Below are 16,581 nucleotides of genomic sequence, written 5' to 3'. Positions count from 1 at the left end.
GAGTATGCACACGAGTGACGGAGGACAGCAGCATCCGATAGGTCTCTACTTCAAGATCTGGGGGCTGCTGTTTGTACTGAGTGCCCTAAGCTACATGGTGGACTACGCAGGTCTGGAAGGGATGCTTCGCTGGACGCTGATCATCCTGTTTATGCTGCTTAAGGCGGGGCTGATCGTGGCGGTGTTTATGCACATGATGTGGGAGCGGCTGGCGCTGATCTACGCCATATTGTTACCGCCCCTGGCCCTGTTGGTGTTGGTGGCGCTGATGGCGATGGAGTCCGATTACACCCAGGTTCTTCGTCTGACTCACTTTGTTACCGGCGACTAGCCTAGCCGCGACTGCCAGAAGCGGTAGAGCCCTTCGATGTCGCTGCTGCACAGCAGTGGCATCGCTTCGGCCAAAAGGGTTTCATCCCACTCCCACCAACACATCTGCTGCAGCCAGGCGATCCGTTGTTCATCAAAGCGCATCTTAAGTACCCTGGCCGGATTGCCACCGACGACCGCATAGGGAGCGACGTCCCTGGTGACCAGGGCGCGGCTGGCGATGATGGCGCCATTGCCCACCTTGACGCCGGGCATGATCATCGCCTCGCTCCCCACCCAGACATCGTGGCCGAGCTCGGTATCGCCCGCGGTGGCAAACCCGTCAGCGGCGCCTTCAAACTCAGGGTTGTCCTGATAGAAAAAGGGGAAGGTGGCTGCCCAGTTGCTGCGGTGCCCCTGGTTACCCGCCATCATAAAGACTGCACCAGAGCCGATGGAGCAGTAGCTGCCGATGATCAGCTTATCCACGTCGGTGCGATCCGGGGCCAGGTAACGGGCACAGTCATCGAAGCTGTGGTTGTGATAGTACCCGGAGTAGTAGCTGTGCTTGCCAGCGATGATGTTGGGGTTGCTGGTCTGGTCTCGAATCGGAGCGCCACAGAAGGGCGAATCGAAATAGTTGTCCATGATGTTCCCAGATAAAGGGGCAGGGTGACGGAAGTCTACTCCTGCCCCAGCCAGAGTGCCAGGGTGTGTTAAACCTGGCTGAATCTCTTGTAATACCCTCCTGCTCCAACTACCACAGTGGGTGCTTCAGCCACCAATGCTGCATGCGTACGGCGCCGGATTCCACCCCCTGTTCGTGCCCCATATCCAGCACCATGGGGTGTTTGGACAGAACCTGGGTGAGGTCGGCTTCCTGGGCCGATTCAACGTCCACCAGCATCAGGTGCTGACCGCGTTCAATGGAGCTGTGGTAGCGCTGCCTGATCTCGTGAGGGGCACTGATGCCGATCAGACCTCCCTCCCAGATACAGAACCCCAGCAGGATCCCGGCAAAAATCAGGAAGGGGGCCCAGCCATAGACGCTGTTGCCCACGTCGAACAGGCTGGCTACGGCAAGGCAGAGCAAGGCAAGCTGGGCGCCAATTTTGGCGCCTTGCAGGGTGGAGTGTGCCAGCTCAAGGAACAGCAGTGAGTTGCCGTTCTGCAGTTGAAAGCGTTTGGCCAGGGAACCTTTGTCGCTGACCACATGGATCTGGGCCGGGCTCAGACCCTGCCGTTCCAGCTGGGTTTCAATCTGACCCAGTTCCCACAGGCTGTTGGCGAGGTACAGATGTCTGGTCATGATCCTCTCCCGGTTGCTCAGTCGCCTTCGCAGGCGGGCAATGAAAATCCGTGGAGTAAAGTATAAACAGCCTGCGGCAGTCTGATCTAAGTTGGTGCAGATTTGTGTCCCTGAGTGGCGGGCAAGTTGATATACTGCGCCGATTGCAATTTATATGAGCCTTTAACACCATGCTGAGCTATCGCCACAGCTTCCACGCCGGCAACCATGCCGATGTGCTGAAACACGCGGTTCAGGCGCTGATTCTTGAGTCGCTGAAGCGAAAAGATAAGCCCTTTGTTGCCCACGACACCCATTCCGGCGCCGGGCGCTATGATCTGACTTCCGAGCATGCCGAAAAGACCGGTGAATACGTGGACGGCGTCGCCCGGCTTTGGGGAGAAGACTGCCCCGAAGAGCTCCACCCTTACCTGAAGGCGGTAAAGGCACTCAATCCAAGTGGCAACCTGCGCTACTACCCCGGCAGTCCGCTGCTGACCCGGGCCTTGATCCGCGAACAGGACCGCATGGTGCTGACCGAGCTGCACCCGACGGACTTTCCCCGTCTGAAGCAGGAGTTTTCCCGCGACCGTCAGGTGAAGGTGTATCAGGAAGATGGCTACGCTCGGCTGAAAGCCTCCCTGCCTCCGAAAGAGCGTCGTGGTGTGGTGTTGATCGATCCTCCTTACGAGCTTAAAGGGGAGTACAAGGATCTGGTTAAGGGGGTCAAGGAAGGGGTTCAGCGCTGGGCCACCGGCACCTACGCCATCTGGTACCCCGTGGTGAGCCGTCAGGAGATCAATCGTCTGGAGCGTGCTCTGGAGGCCACCGGCATTCGTAAAATCCTGCAGATTGAGCTGAACGTCACTGAAGACACCCGTGAGTTTGGCATGACTGGCTCTGGGATGATTGTCATCAATCCACCCTGGACTCTGGAACAGCAGATGCAGAATGTGCTGCCCTGGCTCAGGGATAAACTGGCGCAGGATGAGATGGCCAATTTCCGATTGCGCTGGATCGTACCGGAATAGTGAAGTCAGACGGGGCCCCAAAAGGGGCCCTGTTTCGTTGTTGGGGCGGTTGACTGTTATCCAGGCTCAGGCGGGAACCGGGGCTTCGGCGAAGCCGTTGCTCAGGCCAGCTTCGCAGACCCGGTTTCTGCCGAGTCTTTTAGCCTGGTAGAGGGCGGCGTCAGCCTGTTGGTAGATCTGCCTGGAGGACTCAAACTGTCCAGGGTCGACGGTCTTGATGCCTATGGAGGCGGTGATGTGCAGGCTGCCTGACGTCAGAGGCATAGGTGTTTGGGCCAGCTTATGGCGAATCATTTCGCACTGGGCCACCAGGCCAGGCTGATCCGGTGCCGTCAGCATGGCGGCGAACTCCTCGCCGCCAACCCTGAAGCACTGGCCGTGAACCAGTGACACCGATTGATCAATGATGCTGGCGGCGTGTTTCAGGGCGCGGTCCCCCATCTGGTGTCCAAACCTGTCGTTGATGGACTTGAAGTGGTCCAGATCAATCAGTACCAGGGCCCGGGTCTGGCCACTGACCTCTATCTCAAGTTTGTCCAGTGCGTAGCGGAAACTGCGGCGGTTCTTGAGGCCGGTCATGGCGTCACAGTAGGCCTGCTCTTTGAGCTTCTGATTCAGCACCTCCAGCTCTTTGTTCCTGGCCATCACATCCAGGTTCATCTGCCTGGAGGAGTCGCTGCGGGCGCTGACCAGATCGTTTCTGAGCTGGTAGAACTGTTTGGAGATCAAGATCCCGAGCAACTGCATCTCAACGGTGAACAGGCCGCTGAGCAGGTATTTGGTGTCCAGGGAGATCGGCACCCAGCCCAGGGCGTTGGCAAAGCTCAGGCCGATGCAGATCAGCAGGCAGGGCCAGGCTAACAGGAACAGCAAGTTGGTCCAGCCAGGCAGTCGCCAGGCCATGATCACAGCGCAGCCACTCAGAAGGGCCAGAATCAACATCGACAGCGGAATCAGCATCGCCATGGTGGCCAGGTGCACGCCGGTCAATGTAAGCAACAGAGCAACCAGCATCAGGCCGATAAGCAGTTGCAGAACCCTTCTTAATACAGGGAAATGCTGGCGAATATTGAGAAAGCGCTCAGCAAAAAGGGAGGAGCTCAGAATCAGGGCGGTATAGCTGATCTGAAGCGCCCAGAAGTTAACTGTGGGCCACTCTGGCCACAGCCATCGGAAACCGAAACCGTAATAGAAGAGGGTGCATAACAGCGCCGTAAACAGATAGGCGCTGTAGGTGATGAAATTGGTGTTCTTCAGCACGATGGACAGGGTCAGGCCATACACCAGCATGATAGCCAGAGAGCCGAAGAACATGCCAAACAGAAAGTTACGCTCCAACTGGTGCTGGGCCCACTCCTCCTTGGTGTGCAGCTTGAGCGGCAGCAATTCGAAAAAGCCGCCTTCGGTGCTCAGTTTGACCCAGACATTGGTGCTGCTAAGTGGGGGCAGGGTCAGCTCAATGGTGGGGGTGATGCTCTGCAGCGGTCGCTCATCAAAAGGGACTCGGTCTCCCATTTTGTAGTGGCCAGCCAGCTCCGAGTAGACTTCGATGTAGTCCTGGGTGGTGGAGCTGAATTCAAGCAGCCTGCTGCGAGGGTGTTCCGACTGATTGCTGACAACCACTTTTAACCAGTAGGTGGCGTTGGAGATGCCGAAGCGAGCGGTGTCATCGGGCAGGCGCCGCCATTGAGCGGGGTTCATTCGGGCGATGTCGTAAACTGCGAGGTCGCTGCCGCCGTCCTCGAAATAGAAGACCTGCATCTCTACCGCTCTGGCCTGAGCCAAAAACGGCAGGAGTAAAAGGACGATAAGAGCTAAAAGGCTCCGGTCCCGCTTCCTGTTCACCCACCCAAATCCATTGGCGAATATTGTTTGCGCAATCTATCACCGTCAATTTTTCGTTGCACCGTCAAAGATATGTTGTGTGATCGGCGTCAAAGAAAATGGGGGCTTTTCGCCATCTGATGGGTTGACCTAACACATTGAGTGCGTGTTAGAAAGCCTCTGTGGAAAATGAACGAAACTTGGTGAGGCAGGCAATGAAAAGGCCGACTCTTGGGTCGGCCTTAGGCTTACGGCTGTGGTGATTACCACATCAGATCATCTGGGATCTGGTAGTCGGCGTAGGGGTCGTCCTCGGCTGGGGTACTTTCGTCGTTCTGGGCCAGGGGGATCACCATGCTGGGGTCGCGCTGCTCAATCTTCTCCACCACCTTGGAGGGCACCAGCTCGTAGTTCTCCTCCTGAATGACGATGCCGAGTTGGCCGGCGATCAACTGCTGTTGCTGAGTCTTGGTCACATAGACTTTGGTGATTTTGCCGTCGTGACTGAAGTTGTAGGCGATGTCACCCTTGTTGCGATCCTGCTTACTGGTGTCGATCAGCTGTTTGATCTGGGCCAGAATCGCTTTGGCTTGAGCCTCTTCCTGCTTCTGGCGGTTCAGCTCACGGTCACGCTCCTGCTGTTCACGTTTGCGCTGTTCAGCAAGCTGCTTGGACTCGTCGGTCACCACCTGCTTCGCTTTACGCTGCTTGTGCTTCTCTTTTTTGGCCTTCTGTACCGACTTCTTGTCGGCCAGGCCTGCTTTCAAAAGTTGGTCCGCTAACGACATGGTCGCTCCGTCCTTAATCAATAAATATCGCAGTGACCAAGTGTATCAGCTTGGCAGCCAAACCCAAATGGCCCCTTTGGCTCTGGATTTTCACAAGTCTCTGCCCTAGTGTGGTGGTTTTCATCATAGACGGTAACAGGCAATGACAGTCACCACCCACTCACTGGTTGTGGGCCAACAGGCGACAGGCACAGACATCACGGTACCCGTGATCCGTTTTTCTGGATCAGGCTCGGGGCCCAGCACTTACATACAGGCGAATGTGCATGGTGCCGAGGTGCAGGGAAACGCGGTCATCCATCATCTGGTGCAGATGTTAAAGAAACACCCTCCCTTGGGAGATGTGGTGCTGGTGCCCATGGCCAACCCTTTGGGCATCAACCAGAAAAGTGGCGAGTTTACTCTGGGCCGGTTTGATCCGGTAAGCGGAGAGAACTGGAATCGTCAGTATCACTTTGATCCAGGTTTGGTGCAGCATCTGGCTCAGACCATGACCCACGCCAGTGAGCAGGAGCTGGCTCAGGCGATGCGTGAAGGGATTCGGGCCCAGCTGGATGCCAAGCTGGCTTCGCCCTTTGGGGTCAAGAGTGGCCAGCATCTCGCGTTAAGGTTGCAGCAGATGGCGTTGGAGGCGGACATTGTTCTGGATCTGCACACAGGCCCTATCTCTGCCCGCCACCTCTATGTGCCCCAGTACGCGCGAGCGCGGGCACATCTGTTCAATATTCCTCTTAATATTCTGATTCCCAGCGATTTTGACGGGGCCATGGATGAGGCCAGTTTCAGCCCCTGGTGGCAACTGTCCGAGGCAATGGCGAAGCTGGGTCGGGAACTGCCGGTGTTGGTCGATGCCTTTACCCTCGAACTGGGGTCCCAGGAATACCTCAATGTCGACGACGCATACTGGGATGCCTTGGGAATCGCCCGTTATCTTCAGCACCAGGGCGTACTGCCTCAGTTTGATGCGCCTCTGCCCCAGATTACCCAACATGCCTGCCAGCTAAAGGATTATCGGCCGGTGTACAGTCCCTGTGGCGGTCAGATTGAGTACCTGGCCAGCCTGGGGCAAACGGTTGAACCTGGGCAACCGCTGGCCCGCATCTGGCATTTCGATGCTTTAATGACAGGCAAACGGGAAAGTCGGGATCTGACCCTGCCGGAAACCGCGATACCTGTGCTCAACTTTGCTTCGGCCAGCGTCCGCCAGGGGACAGAGCTGTTTAAGGTGCTGACCAATACCTTCCTACTGTAGAAGTTTGCATGGCCCCAGTTCTCAACTCGTTATTTTTTAAGCGGTTAGCCATATAGTGAACAGGATTTGGTGCGAAATGCAGCGGAAGGGCCCGGGGCTGGGCAAAGATAGACCATTTGCATCTGTGACCCTTGCAAATCTGCCGGGAGGGAGTATCATGCGTCCTCGTTGTCGGCCAGTAGCGCAGCCTGGTAGCGCACCGTCATGGGGTGTCGGGGGTCGGAGGTTCAAATCCTCTCTGGCCGACCACTTTTTCTTAAAGTTACAGAATGGATGACTCCCTCTGTAGCTGTCGACCCTGAAAAGTGCTTCGCACTTTGGGTCGGACCGGGACGCCGGCCGGGTTAAATCCCTCTGGCGACCACTTTTTCTTAAGGTTACAGAATGGAAGACTCCCTCTGTAGCTGTCGACCCAGGAAAGTGCTTCGCACTTTGGGTCGGACATTTCAGATGCAACTGCGAGCTCTGAAGTGACAATCAGTTTTGTCGGCCAGTAGCGCAGCCTGGTAGCGCACCGTCATGGGGTGTCGGGGGTCGGAGGTTCGAATCCTCTCTGGCCGACCACTTTACTGAGAAAAGCTCTTACCGTTAGGTAAGAGCTTTTTTCGTATCTCCGCCCCAGGAAAGTGCTGCGCACTTTGGGTCGGACCCTGGCCGGGCGTCGGGATGCCGCCCAGGTCGAATCCCTCTGGCCGACCACTATTCAAATGAACCGATTCACGAAAGTGAGTCGGTTTTTTTGTGCCTCCTTGCCGGAAAGTGCTGCGCACTTTGGGGCAAACTTTTAATCAGTGATGCTTCTCTTTTCCGGCAGTGCCGTAGTAGCCGGGAAAACTTAAATTATTTTAATGTTCGGCATACATGTTGGGAATTGAATAAAGAAAGAGCACTCGGATTGGCAAAGGTTGCAATTCGTGGGGGAGAGGGTATTATCCCTCCTCGTTGTCGGCCAGTAGCGCAGCCTGGTAGCGCACCGTCATGGGGTGTCGGGGGTCGGAGGTTCGAATCCTCTCTGGCCGACCACTATTTTGAGAGAAGCTCTTACCGTTAGGTAAGAGCTTTTTCGTTTCTCCGCCCCTGAACAGTGCTGCGCTTGGCAAGGGTCAACTGGATTTTGAGGAGCCGGCCTGCACCAGGTGTTGGTGCTCAGCGGGCACGGCGTCGTTGTACGGTTCGGAGACATCCCAGCGTTTCAGGTAGTAGGGCAGTAGGGCTTCTCTGACGCGCTCACGACGACAGAGTGTTTCAGGGTCCATGCCGTAGTCTCGCGCTATGATCCGCCTTTGCCTCTCTTCAAGCCTTGGATTAGGAATCAGGTTGACCTCAACCAGCCGGTTCCAGGCGGTATCCTCCTCCTTCCTTTGACCAGCCTGTCTCTGTTCCAGGCTCAGTTCCCCACGAAATCGACTGATCACAAAGTCCCGGAATTGTTGGTTCTTCTCACACCAGGCTCGTACGTGCCAACGAAAGCCGTTGTATACCAGGGTATGAGGGGCCAGAAGCCTGACAGGGTCATCCTCGGGGGGCGCTGCGGATAGGGACTCATAGTGTCCCTCGACGGTGAGCCCTTGACGTGCCGCCTGGATCAGGGTTCGCACTACCTGGGGGGAGACGTACCTGGAGGGGGCGTCCATATAGTGGGTGGCATCGGGCTGCAGACTGGTAAGTGACAGCATGTCGCCAAGGTCATCGTGGCGATCCAGCAGTTGCAGGTACTCATCAACCTGGCCTCGGCAGAAGGAGGGCGTAAACCCTTTGGCCGGTTTGTACCCTTTTAGGCTGCGGTCATACACCAGGCTGGCACCCGAGGATTCCTTTATGTAGGCATTGATGTCCTTTGAGGCTTGCTGGCGGCCGATATCGAAGGCCTGACACAGGTGATTGGTGGTCAGTCGCCCCTCCCACAGGGCGATGATTTCGATGAGGCGGTACCTCAATCTCTGGTCGAGGCGCATAGAGTTTCCATCTGCTTGAAAAGGCGACATGTTAATGTAGCCAGTAATGACATGTAGTTTCAAGCTACATTAATATTGGCGTCAGGCAACACCCTCATATGGTGGTTGCCGCATATTCGTTCAGTTGATTGTGTTTTCAACTTAAATCACTGTTTTAGAAAAATATTGCCATCACTATAATCCACTGAACTTCGCTACATTCATTTTGGTTAAAAAGAGAACGCTATGGAACTCTCTCTCAATGATCTGGGCCTGGCCCTGTTTGCCCTCACGGCCATCAACAGTGCCCTGATCCTCTATCTGCTGGTTCGCCAGTCCGCCATGACGGCGATGCAACAACAGCTGTCTCAGGAGACTGAAGTCCGAATCGGTGAGTCCGCTACAGAGATCGCGTCTCTGATTACCAAATGCGCCACTCAGGTTCAGGAGCGAAACTTCACCACCTGGGAGCAACTGAGTTCCAGCCTGAAGAATCATGCCAAGGCGGCGGAGGAGAACCACAACAAGCTGGCGCAGACATTGATTTCGGTGTCCGGAGAGCTCCGGGGCCACAACGAAGCCCTGCAAGAGCACCTGCTGGAGGCGATACAGGAGGGGCGAGCGCGCACCAAGGTGGAGTTGGCTAAGGTGTGTGACGAAGTGACTGCCGTCCCAGGAAGGGTGCAGCCTATGATGCAGGCGGAGCGCAAGCAGATAGAAGCGAGCCTGGTGAAAACCCACGAAGTTCAGCAGAAATGCAGGCAGGCAGTGGAGTCCAAAGTCGAAACCGAAGTAGCGGAACTGGGTCAGGCGCAAAAGCGTGCGAGCCAAGTGCTGACCGGTAAGCTGGTTGAGATAGCCGGGCAGCATCGACTGGCGGCGCACCAGGAGAGGCTGGCGTTGGTGGAGCAAGTGACTCAGCAGATACAGAGCCTGAAGATCAACAACGCGGTGGACCTCACCAACGCTCTGATGGAGGGGCGTGACCTGAAAGTGGAGACCGAAGAGTTTGTGAAGCACCTGGGCGAGTGCAAGGTCACGTCCATGGAGGATAAGCTCAGTGGTCAGGTGACAGAGATTCTCTACGAAGAGGGCCGTAAGGTAGCCAGTCGCACCTTCGAGAATGGTCTCCTCAAGTACCAGATTCAGTTCGACGGTCAGGGACGCGCCGTCAAGGGAGAGGAGTTCGGATCCGATGGAGAGGTGGCGTTCGAATACCGCTACGATCTTGCGGGCGAAGTCAGCGGTCGCCAGGACCACGCGGCTGCAGAGCAGTAATTAACATACACAGAATTCAAAAGGCTTATCCGATGTTTTTAAACCTTCTCCCTAAGAAAGAGCGTCAGCATTTCCTCAACCTGGCCCGCTATGCCATGGGGCTGAACGGCGAGTTCAAGTCCGAAGAGTTGGAGATCTACAACTCCTTTGTGCATGAGTGTGACCTGCATGGCTATCAGGCAAAATCCGGCAACAAGCAGGTGACCGAGTCCATCGAGGCGCTCGCCTCCGGCAGCACCGGTCACCGCAAGGCGGTGATGATCGAACTGTGCGGCATCATGCTGGCGGACAGCGCCATCTGTGACAATGAGCGGGTGTTCATTCAACGGCTGTCCGACGCCTTCGACATGGAGGATTTCGAGGTGCGCCGCATCGAGCGTTGGGTGGCGGCCATGAATGACCTGGTGGCCGAGGGCTATCAGATGGTGGAGGCCTGATTATGCTGGGAAGGGTATGGAGCTCGGTTCGCAGCTGCGCATCCAGAGTGGTCAGCCGGGTTAAGAGCGCCTGCTCTAAGGCGTGGAATGCGGTGACCGGCAAAGACAAGTTTCTGGAAGCGAAGAGGCTGCACGAAGAGTTGATGGCCCGCTATAAGCGGCAGCAGACGTTGTATCAGGAGCAGGTCGAGGCGAGAAGCCTGGCCATTGAAGGGCGCCTTAAGGCGATCAACGGCTTCAAGCAGCAGATTTTCGACACCCAGTTCCCCAGGTTCATCGCCCTGGCCAATCGGCTCCATAATGTGCGGGTGGCCGGCTGCCATTTCGAAGAGTTTTTTGACAACAAACTGATGGAGGTGGCCACGGCATCCGGGGTTCGCTCCAAAGCCGAGTTGTTCGAGATTGATTTCGACAACCTGGGCTTTCGTGAGGTGGCGTTGTCGGTGCTGACACTGGGGATCTACTCCCGCAAAAAGGCCAAGGAGTCACTGCAGCAGGTCAAAGATGAGGCGGTGCGAGTGGAGGAGGAGATCGCCAAGATGGAGGCTCAGCTGGCCAAGATCGAGGTGGTGGAGCAGTCCATCGTTCAGGTAGAGCTCTACTTCGATGAGTTGATCGCCAACTATGGTCGCCTGCTGGACAGGTTTGAGTATGGCATCAATTCTCAGCGCATCCTGCAGGTGGGAATGAACCCGGAGATGTTTGCCGCCAAGCTGGACTTCCGTCTGCTGCCGGTGGTGCACATCCAGGAGTTCCAGGCCCTGTTTAACCTCTCCGTGGTGCTCAAGCGCATGGCTCAGATGAGTTACCTGAGCCGGGACGGTGCCGTCATCGATGGGGAAGCCTCAGAGGCCGCCTCACTGTTCGCGCGTGCCGCAGCACTGAAAGCCGCCTGATGGGAGCCTCGACAATGCAACAGCATGCCCAACCAACACTGACCAGCGAAGCGGTGCTGGCCCAACTGAGTGGCGTGTCGCCTCTGCAGGCGAGCAGCGTACTCATCGATCTTGAGCTGTATGAGCAGCGGGAGTCGATTGAGGTGCTGGAGTCTGTGTATCAGGAGTTTGAATCCAGGTCCTCGGTGATGGATGAGTTGGTTAAGCCCATGGCGCTGAGTGTGCTCGATGGCATCATCAGTCACAAGGATCTTAAGCTCAATCGCACCGGCCTCTCTGCCTCCCGGGTGTGGAATGAGGTGCAGCAGTTTGACTATGGCGAGGGAGCGACCCTGAGCAACGATGCCCAGCAGTCCCGCCAACAACTGGATGCGATGCGTCAGGCGCGTGACTATGACGAGAAGGTGCGCGCCTCCATGACCAAGGAGAAGAATCGCGAGCAGCATAAGGAGGCCCACTTCGGGGGGGCGGCGCAAGGGTACAGTGACCTTGAAGTGAATGACGATGGCAGCAAGGTACGGGTGTATCGCAAGCAGGATAAGGCCATTGAGAAGGGCAGTTACTGGCGGGCGGTGGATACTGACCATGTGGTGCCGGTGAAGCAGATCAATGACCGCTACGCCAACAACGCCTTTTTGACCGAGAAGGATTTGGTGACCATCACCGACGGTGAGTTCAATCTGGTTGAGATCTCCAATCGGTTCAATCGCTCCAAGGGGGACAGCAGCTTCTCCGATATGCTAGCGGAGAAGCAGGCGCTGGAAGCCAAACAAGCGGGCGGTGGTCGTCTCAATGCCAAGGAGCGCAGCCGTCTGGCCAAGCTGTCCATGAACAGCGATGACACCTATGACGCTGCGGTGGACAAGCAGCGTCAGGCGGAGAAGGCGATCCACCAAAAGGCGCAGAAGAAGGCTGTGGAGAACCTGAAAGACAACAAGTGGTCAGTGTCCAAAAAAGCCGCAAAGCAGGCGGGGGAGCAAAGCGCTTACCAGGCCATAGGTCATGGCATCATCGCCCTGATAAAACCTCTAATCCATGAATTGATGGATGCGGTCCGCAATGGCTTTGCCGAAGGGGTGGGGGCCGAAACCGCCCTGGAAGGCCTGAAGGTGCGTCTGTCCAGGCTGATGAGATACCTGAAGCGGGAGGTATTGCCTACCCTGGCGCAAGGGATCAAGGATCTGCTGAGCAACTTTATCAAGATTCTGATTGAGGGCGTGCTCGGGCTGGTCACCGGCATGTTCAAGACGGTGATGAAGGTGATCTCCGAGGGGTTCTCGGCATTGGTGGGGGCTGGCAAGATTCTGATGCAGCCCGACTCGGCCATGAGTCGGGCTCAGAAGGCCGATGCCATCGTCAAACTCTTTGCCGCCACGGCAGCGGGCTTTGTGGTCTATTACTTTGAGGGCAGCATCCTGTCGGCGCTGCCCAAGGGCTTTATCAAGGACATCGCCCTGAGCACCTTAAGTGGCGTGGCCTCTGTGGTGGTGGTGTACTTGCTGGATCAGGCCGACATCTTCTCCACCAAGGCGGAGTTACGCTCCAAGCGGGTGGCGGAGATCTTCGAGCACAGGGTGGCGCAGATCAAGCTTAACACCGACGCCTTTGAAAAGGCCGCAGTCACCAAGCTGGCTCAGGACAAGCTGGCTTTTATGACCATCAGTGAGCAGATGCAGGGGTTGATCGACGCCGATGAGGATGTGAATCCGGCGGTGGAGACGCTGGCCAACACCTTCAACATCGAGTTGTCGGTAAAGGACACCGATGAGTTTCTGAACCTGTTGGAGAGCAGTGACGCCCTGGTGGTCTAAAAGAAACAGCGAAGCGGTCTGTGGACCGCTTCGCTGCTGACCTTCCTTGGCCGGGGGATATTCAGTTGACCGCTGCCAGCAGGCTTAATACGGCGGCTGGGGCGATAGCGGCAAAGGCCACGGCGGCCCAGTCCACCAAGGACTGGTTATCTTTCTTCGACATAGTGACTCCCGGAACAACAACAACAAACCCCAATCGGGGAGTAGGGGGCATGGAACACGCAATGGCGCGCTCATTCCTGTTCCACAAGCCTTAGTATCTGCGTCAAAACGCACCGCTATATTAGCCGAGCAATTCCCCGGTGAGCATTCGGTTATTCATTGGTATAAACTCGGTTGGTTTTTGCGACCGGACATAAAAAAGCCCCGCTGTGCGGGGCTTTCTGTTTTTATGGAATCAGTTGGCGAACAGCCTGCGATTCTCCTTCATCACCCTCAGCAGAATGGGCGCATCCAGCTTGGCGTCCCGGATGCGGTGGTGACCATTGTCGTACACCCGGTAGTCGCCATGCTTGTCGATCACCGTGGTGGAGTCCTGGGTCTTGATCGCCACAAAGCGGCGATTGCCCGCCACCAGGAAATCCAGAGTGGAGGGGGCGTACAGAGAGTCGCCCAGGCTGTATTCAGCCGGGTTGTTGCCGCAGCCCAGCAGGTTGGTCAACAGGGTGGGGGCCAGCGCGTAGTGGCTGGTGGGGTAACTGATCTGCTTGCTCACATCCCCGGGCCAGCGGATCATCAGCGGAACGCCGATGGTGGCATCCGAGAAGTTGCGGCTGAGGGTGTTGTGCAGACTGGTAAACTCCTGACCGTTGTTGCCGGTTACCACCACCAGAGTGTTGCTGTCCACCTTGGCCAGCAGTCTGGCTAACTGACTGTCGAGGAACTTCAGCGAGCTGCGGTATTGGTTGAACAGCACCGCCTGTGCTTCGTTGATATCCAGCTCCGGTTTCACCGTCGGCAGACCCACGTAGCCCACTGGCGTGCTGTACACCGAAGGCGCGTGGTACTGCACCAGCATGGCCAGCATGGCCAGCTTGCCGTTGCCAGATTGCAGCAGTTTCAGCGCCTGGTCCGTCGTCTGAACATCCCGCTCTGCGGCAGAGTCGAAGGGCTGTTCCTGCTTCAGGGTAAAGCTCTGCAGGGCCAGCTGGGTGGAGGGTTCAAGCTGAGAGCCTGCCACGCCCAGTGCCACCAGGTTGTACCCTTTGGCGGCCAGCTCGGAGGTCAGGACCGGCGACTTCTGATCGGCCAGCAGGGAAGCCTCATAGGCGGGCAAAAGCCCGTAAAGCAGACTTCTGAGCCCCTGGCCGGCCTCATTGGAGCCACTGTAGTGGTTCTTAAAGTCGTGAGTGCCTGTCGCCCACTCACTGAGGAAGGGCATGCTCTCGGGCGTGATCATATCCCGGCGCAGGGCATCGACGGTGATCAGCAGCACCGGCTGACTGGGAGTGGAGACACACTGCATAGGTTTAGTGGGGTAGGTCAGCTGCTTGGTGGGCTGAGCCGAGGTTTCCCGCTCCGCCAGGGTCTCTTCATCCACGATGCCGCGGCTGGCCATAAAGCTGCGTGCAGTGGCGGGATAGTGAAGAGGCAGCATCTCATCCTGCTGAACGATGGGCTGGTAGACATTGGCGTCGGCCCAGATGTGCAGCAGGTGACTGCCCAGGAACAGGCTGATCATCACAGAGGCAATTTTACCGCCCCAGTTGCGCCGTGCCAGTCGCTCGATCCGTTTCCACAGGCCGTTGGCCAGCAGCAGCTGCAGCGCCAGCATCGCCGCCGGAGCCACCAGCAGCCAGGGATTGCTGATCAGCTTGGGCAGGTCGGCGAATGAGATATCGAACACAAAGGGGTTGAGGTGCAGCCTGTAATGGTCGAACACCAGAATGTCGTACACCAGCACCATATGGGCCAGGGTGGCCATGATCGCCGCGTAACCCCTCAAGATCTTGGAGTAGGGCAGAATCAGGCTGATGGGAAACAGCAGCAGCAGGTAGAGCAGGAAGCCGACAAACGAGAAGTGACCCACCAGGGTGATCACTGAATAGAATTGGGCAAGCAGGGTATCCGGCCAGCCCAGCAGTTTCACATAGCGAACCGCGATGACGGCGGCCAGCAGGCCATTAATAAAGGCAAACCAGTGACCCCAGGTTACCAGACGGGAGACTTTGTCCCTTTGCAGATCGGTTGCGTGCATGGATGTGGCAGTATTCCTTATTAGGAGCTCATATCCTAAGCGGAAACAAGACGCTATACCAGTAAAGTGGTGTAAATCCTGCCTGTTTTGGAGGATAGACACTCAAAGGGAGGAAGGTGACCCATGGGATGGGTCACCCCTCGGGCATCAGGCGTCGTGGCGGCTGTCGACGGAGGCGAGCAGAGCCTGACCAAACTGTTCAGCCAGACGCTTGCGGGCGCCGGGAGCCACATCACGGTTGATGATGTCGGTGGCGCAATTGCCCAGTACCATCAGGGCCAGATCGGTGGGGGTCTGGTTTTTTTCCAGTACTAGAAGCAGCTCGTTCAGCAACTTTTCCACTTGGTCGTTGCTGTATTTGGACAGAATAGCCATGGCTTTTCCTGTTATGTTGATTCAAAGGCGCAGTATAATAGCCGATCTGTGCGTGAACCACTAACACCAGGAACAAGATGATTAAGATTGATCAGGCGATTCTGCATGCTGTGCAGAGGGACGGTGAGGGCCAGCTGCGCTGTAAGCTGCGTCCGCAGCCTCTGGAACAGTCCGACGCCCTGGACGAGCTGCTCGGTGAGTTGCATCGTCTCTACACCGCCAAGGCGGGCAAAGGATATGGCTACTTCGGCGTACCAGAAGGCGATGGCGAGGCCAATGAAGCATTTTCCGAGGCCCTGACCCAGTGGCATACCGGTAACCTGGGATTCGTGGAATTCAGTGGCAAGGCCGGCAAGTTGCTGGAGGCGGAACTGGGGAAATACGATTTCGCTCAGGGGGGCTACCTGTTGCTGGCGTCCTACAACCACATCGCCTGTGATTATCTGTTCGTGGCGCTGATGTCGCCCAAGCCCAGTGTGTCTGTGTCTCAGGAGATGGAGGTCCATGGCAGCGAGCACCTGGATCTCTCCAACCTGCAACTGGCCGCCCGTATCGACCTCAGCGAGTGGCGTGCCGACCCCTCTTCCAAGAAATACATCTCCTTCATCAAGGGGCGGGCAGGGCGCAAGGTTGCCGACTTCTTCCTGGATTTCATGGGGTGCGTGGAAGGGGTGAACGCCAAGAGCCAGAACAAGGAGCTGGTTCAGGCACTGGAAGACTATGTGGCGACCACCGATCTGGATTCCGATGAGCGTCAACAGTGTCGTGATGCGGTATTCGATTACTGCAAGACTCAGATAAGCTCCGGCGGCGAAGTTCAGCTTAAGGACATTGCCGATGAGTTTGCCGACCGAGGTGCCGAGGAGTTCTACCAGTTTACCTCGGCCGGAGAGTACGACCTGGAAGAGACCTTCCCCGGGGATCAGAGCACCTTGCGTCAGTTGAAGAAGTTCTCCGGAACCGGCGGTGGCGTCTCGGTCTCCTTCGATGCCCATCATCTGGGGGAAAGGGTGGTGTGGGACCAGGTGAATGACACCATCACCATCAAAGGCGTTCCGCCAAATTTGTTGGACCAGTTGCAAAGACGCTTGAAAGCGTGAGCGTGATCGCATAAAAAGGGCCTCGTCGTTAAGACGGGGCCCTTTTTGTTTCTGGGATGTA

The 16,581-nt window shown here is 56.8% G+C and carries 15 protein-coding genes and 3 tRNA genes; 11 read left to right on the top strand and 7 right to left on the bottom strand.

Annotated features, from left to right (window positions below; all coding sequences use genetic code 11):
- The first annotated feature begins 4 nt into the window (after positions 1–4).
- A complete protein-coding gene (locus G505_RS0110960; protein WP_051216093.1) occupies positions 5–331 on the top strand; it encodes a cytochrome C oxidase subunit IV family protein in 327 nt (108 codons plus the stop codon).
- On the opposite strand, the gene catB is transcribed toward G505_RS0110960, so the two are convergent.
- Both catB and G505_RS21335 read right to left on the bottom strand, forming a co-directional pair.
- Positions 328–957: a type B chloramphenicol O-acetyltransferase gene (gene catB / locus G505_RS0110955; protein WP_028109589.1), complete on the bottom strand. Its 630-nt coding sequence runs from the start codon at positions 955–957 to the stop codon at positions 328–330. The genes G505_RS0110960 and catB overlap by 4 nt on opposite strands.
- A gap of 109 nt (positions 958–1,066) precedes the next feature.
- Positions 1,067–1,618, bottom strand: coding sequence for a hypothetical protein (locus tag G505_RS21335; RefSeq protein WP_051216091.1), 552 nt, complete (start codon positions 1,616–1,618; stop codon positions 1,067–1,069).
- Positions 1,619–1,788: 170 nt separating this feature from the next.
- Between G505_RS21335 and G505_RS0110945 the strand changes: the two genes are divergently transcribed.
- On the top strand, positions 1,789–2,628 hold the full coding sequence (locus tag G505_RS0110945; RefSeq protein WP_028109588.1) for a 23S rRNA (adenine(2030)-N(6))-methyltransferase RlmJ: 840 nt from the start codon (positions 1,789–1,791) through the stop codon (positions 2,626–2,628).
- 66 nt (positions 2,629–2,694) lie between these two features.
- On the opposite strand, the gene G505_RS0110940 is transcribed toward G505_RS0110945, so the two are convergent.
- A complete protein-coding gene (locus tag G505_RS0110940; RefSeq protein ID WP_028109587.1) occupies positions 2,695–4,389 on the bottom strand; it encodes a sensor domain-containing diguanylate cyclase in 1,695 nt (564 codons plus the stop codon).
- A gap of 326 nt (positions 4,390–4,715) precedes the next feature.
- Positions 4,716–5,240 (bottom strand): DUF2058 domain-containing protein, encoded by a 525-nt coding sequence (locus G505_RS0110935; RefSeq protein ID WP_028109586.1) that lies wholly within the window; start codon positions 5,238–5,240, stop codon positions 4,716–4,718.
- 142 nt (positions 5,241–5,382) lie between these two features.
- On the opposite strand from G505_RS0110935, the gene G505_RS0110930 reads away from it, so the two are divergent.
- The 4 genes from G505_RS0110930 (at position 5,383) to G505_RS0110915 (ending at position 7,515) form a co-directional block, all read left to right on the top strand.
- Positions 5,383–6,492, top strand: a complete 1,110-nt coding sequence (locus G505_RS0110930) for a succinylglutamate desuccinylase/aspartoacylase family protein (protein WP_028109585.1) — start codon at positions 5,383–5,385, stop codon at positions 6,490–6,492.
- A gap of 172 nt (positions 6,493–6,664) precedes the next feature.
- Positions 6,665–6,741, top strand: a tRNA-Pro gene (locus G505_RS0110925).
- A gap of 238 nt (positions 6,742–6,979) precedes the next feature.
- Positions 6,980–7,056, top strand: a tRNA-Pro gene (locus G505_RS0110920).
- Between the two features lie 382 nt (positions 7,057–7,438).
- Positions 7,439–7,515 (top strand) — tRNA-Pro (locus G505_RS0110915).
- A gap of 80 nt (positions 7,516–7,595) precedes the next feature.
- Here the strand turns inward: G505_RS0110915 and G505_RS21330 are convergent.
- Positions 7,596–8,447, bottom strand: a complete 852-nt coding sequence (locus tag G505_RS21330) for a BrxR family helix-turn-helix transcriptional regulator (protein WP_051216089.1) — start codon at positions 8,445–8,447, stop codon at positions 7,596–7,598.
- A 225-nt stretch (positions 8,448–8,672) separates the two neighbouring features.
- Between G505_RS21330 and G505_RS0110905 the strand changes: the two genes are divergently transcribed.
- The 4 genes from G505_RS0110905 to G505_RS0110890 are packed head-to-tail and all read left to right on the top strand — an operon-like array spanning position 8,673 to position 12,848.
- Entirely contained in the window at positions 8,673–9,704 is a 1,032-nt protein-coding gene (locus G505_RS0110905; RefSeq protein WP_028109584.1) for a hypothetical protein, read from the top strand.
- A 32-nt stretch (positions 9,705–9,736) separates the two neighbouring features.
- Complete coding sequence (locus tag G505_RS0110900; RefSeq protein ID WP_028109583.1) at positions 9,737–10,141, top strand: TerB family tellurite resistance protein; 405 nt, start codon at positions 9,737–9,739, stop codon at positions 10,139–10,141.
- Positions 10,142–10,143: 2 nt separating this feature from the next.
- The gene (locus G505_RS0110895; RefSeq protein WP_028109582.1) at positions 10,144–11,037 is read left to right on the top strand and encodes a hypothetical protein; all 894 of its coding nucleotides are present in this window, start codon (positions 10,144–10,146) and stop codon (positions 11,035–11,037) included.
- Positions 11,038–11,051: 14 nt separating this feature from the next.
- Positions 11,052–12,848: a hypothetical protein gene (locus G505_RS0110890; protein WP_028109581.1), complete on the top strand. Its 1,797-nt coding sequence runs from the start codon at positions 11,052–11,054 to the stop codon at positions 12,846–12,848.
- A gap of 397 nt (positions 12,849–13,245) precedes the next feature.
- On the opposite strand, the gene G505_RS0110880 is transcribed toward G505_RS0110890, so the two are convergent.
- Complete coding sequence (locus tag G505_RS0110880; protein ID WP_035385328.1) at positions 13,246–15,045, bottom strand: DUF3413 domain-containing protein; 1,800 nt, start codon at positions 15,043–15,045, stop codon at positions 13,246–13,248.
- 147 nt (positions 15,046–15,192) lie between these two features.
- Positions 15,193–15,420: a DUF1414 domain-containing protein gene (locus G505_RS0110875; protein ID WP_028109579.1), complete on the bottom strand. Its 228-nt coding sequence runs from the start codon at positions 15,418–15,420 to the stop codon at positions 15,193–15,195.
- A 77-nt stretch (positions 15,421–15,497) separates the two neighbouring features.
- Here G505_RS0110875 and yejK point away from each other — a divergent pair, with 77 nt between their 5' ends.
- Positions 15,498–16,520, top strand: coding sequence for a nucleoid-associated protein YejK (gene yejK, locus G505_RS0110870; RefSeq protein ID WP_028109578.1), 1,023 nt, complete (start codon positions 15,498–15,500; stop codon positions 16,518–16,520).
- Positions 16,521–16,581: the final 61 nt, after the last annotated feature.

Origin of the sequence: Ferrimonas futtsuensis DSM 18154 (genome assembly GCF_000422645.1) — a bacterium.
In the GTDB taxonomy this organism is placed as follows: domain Bacteria; phylum Pseudomonadota; class Gammaproteobacteria; order Enterobacterales; family Shewanellaceae; genus Ferrimonas; species Ferrimonas futtsuensis.
The sequence above is the reverse complement of the archived record's forward strand: the minus strand, read 5'-3'. Positions and strand labels throughout refer to the sequence as shown.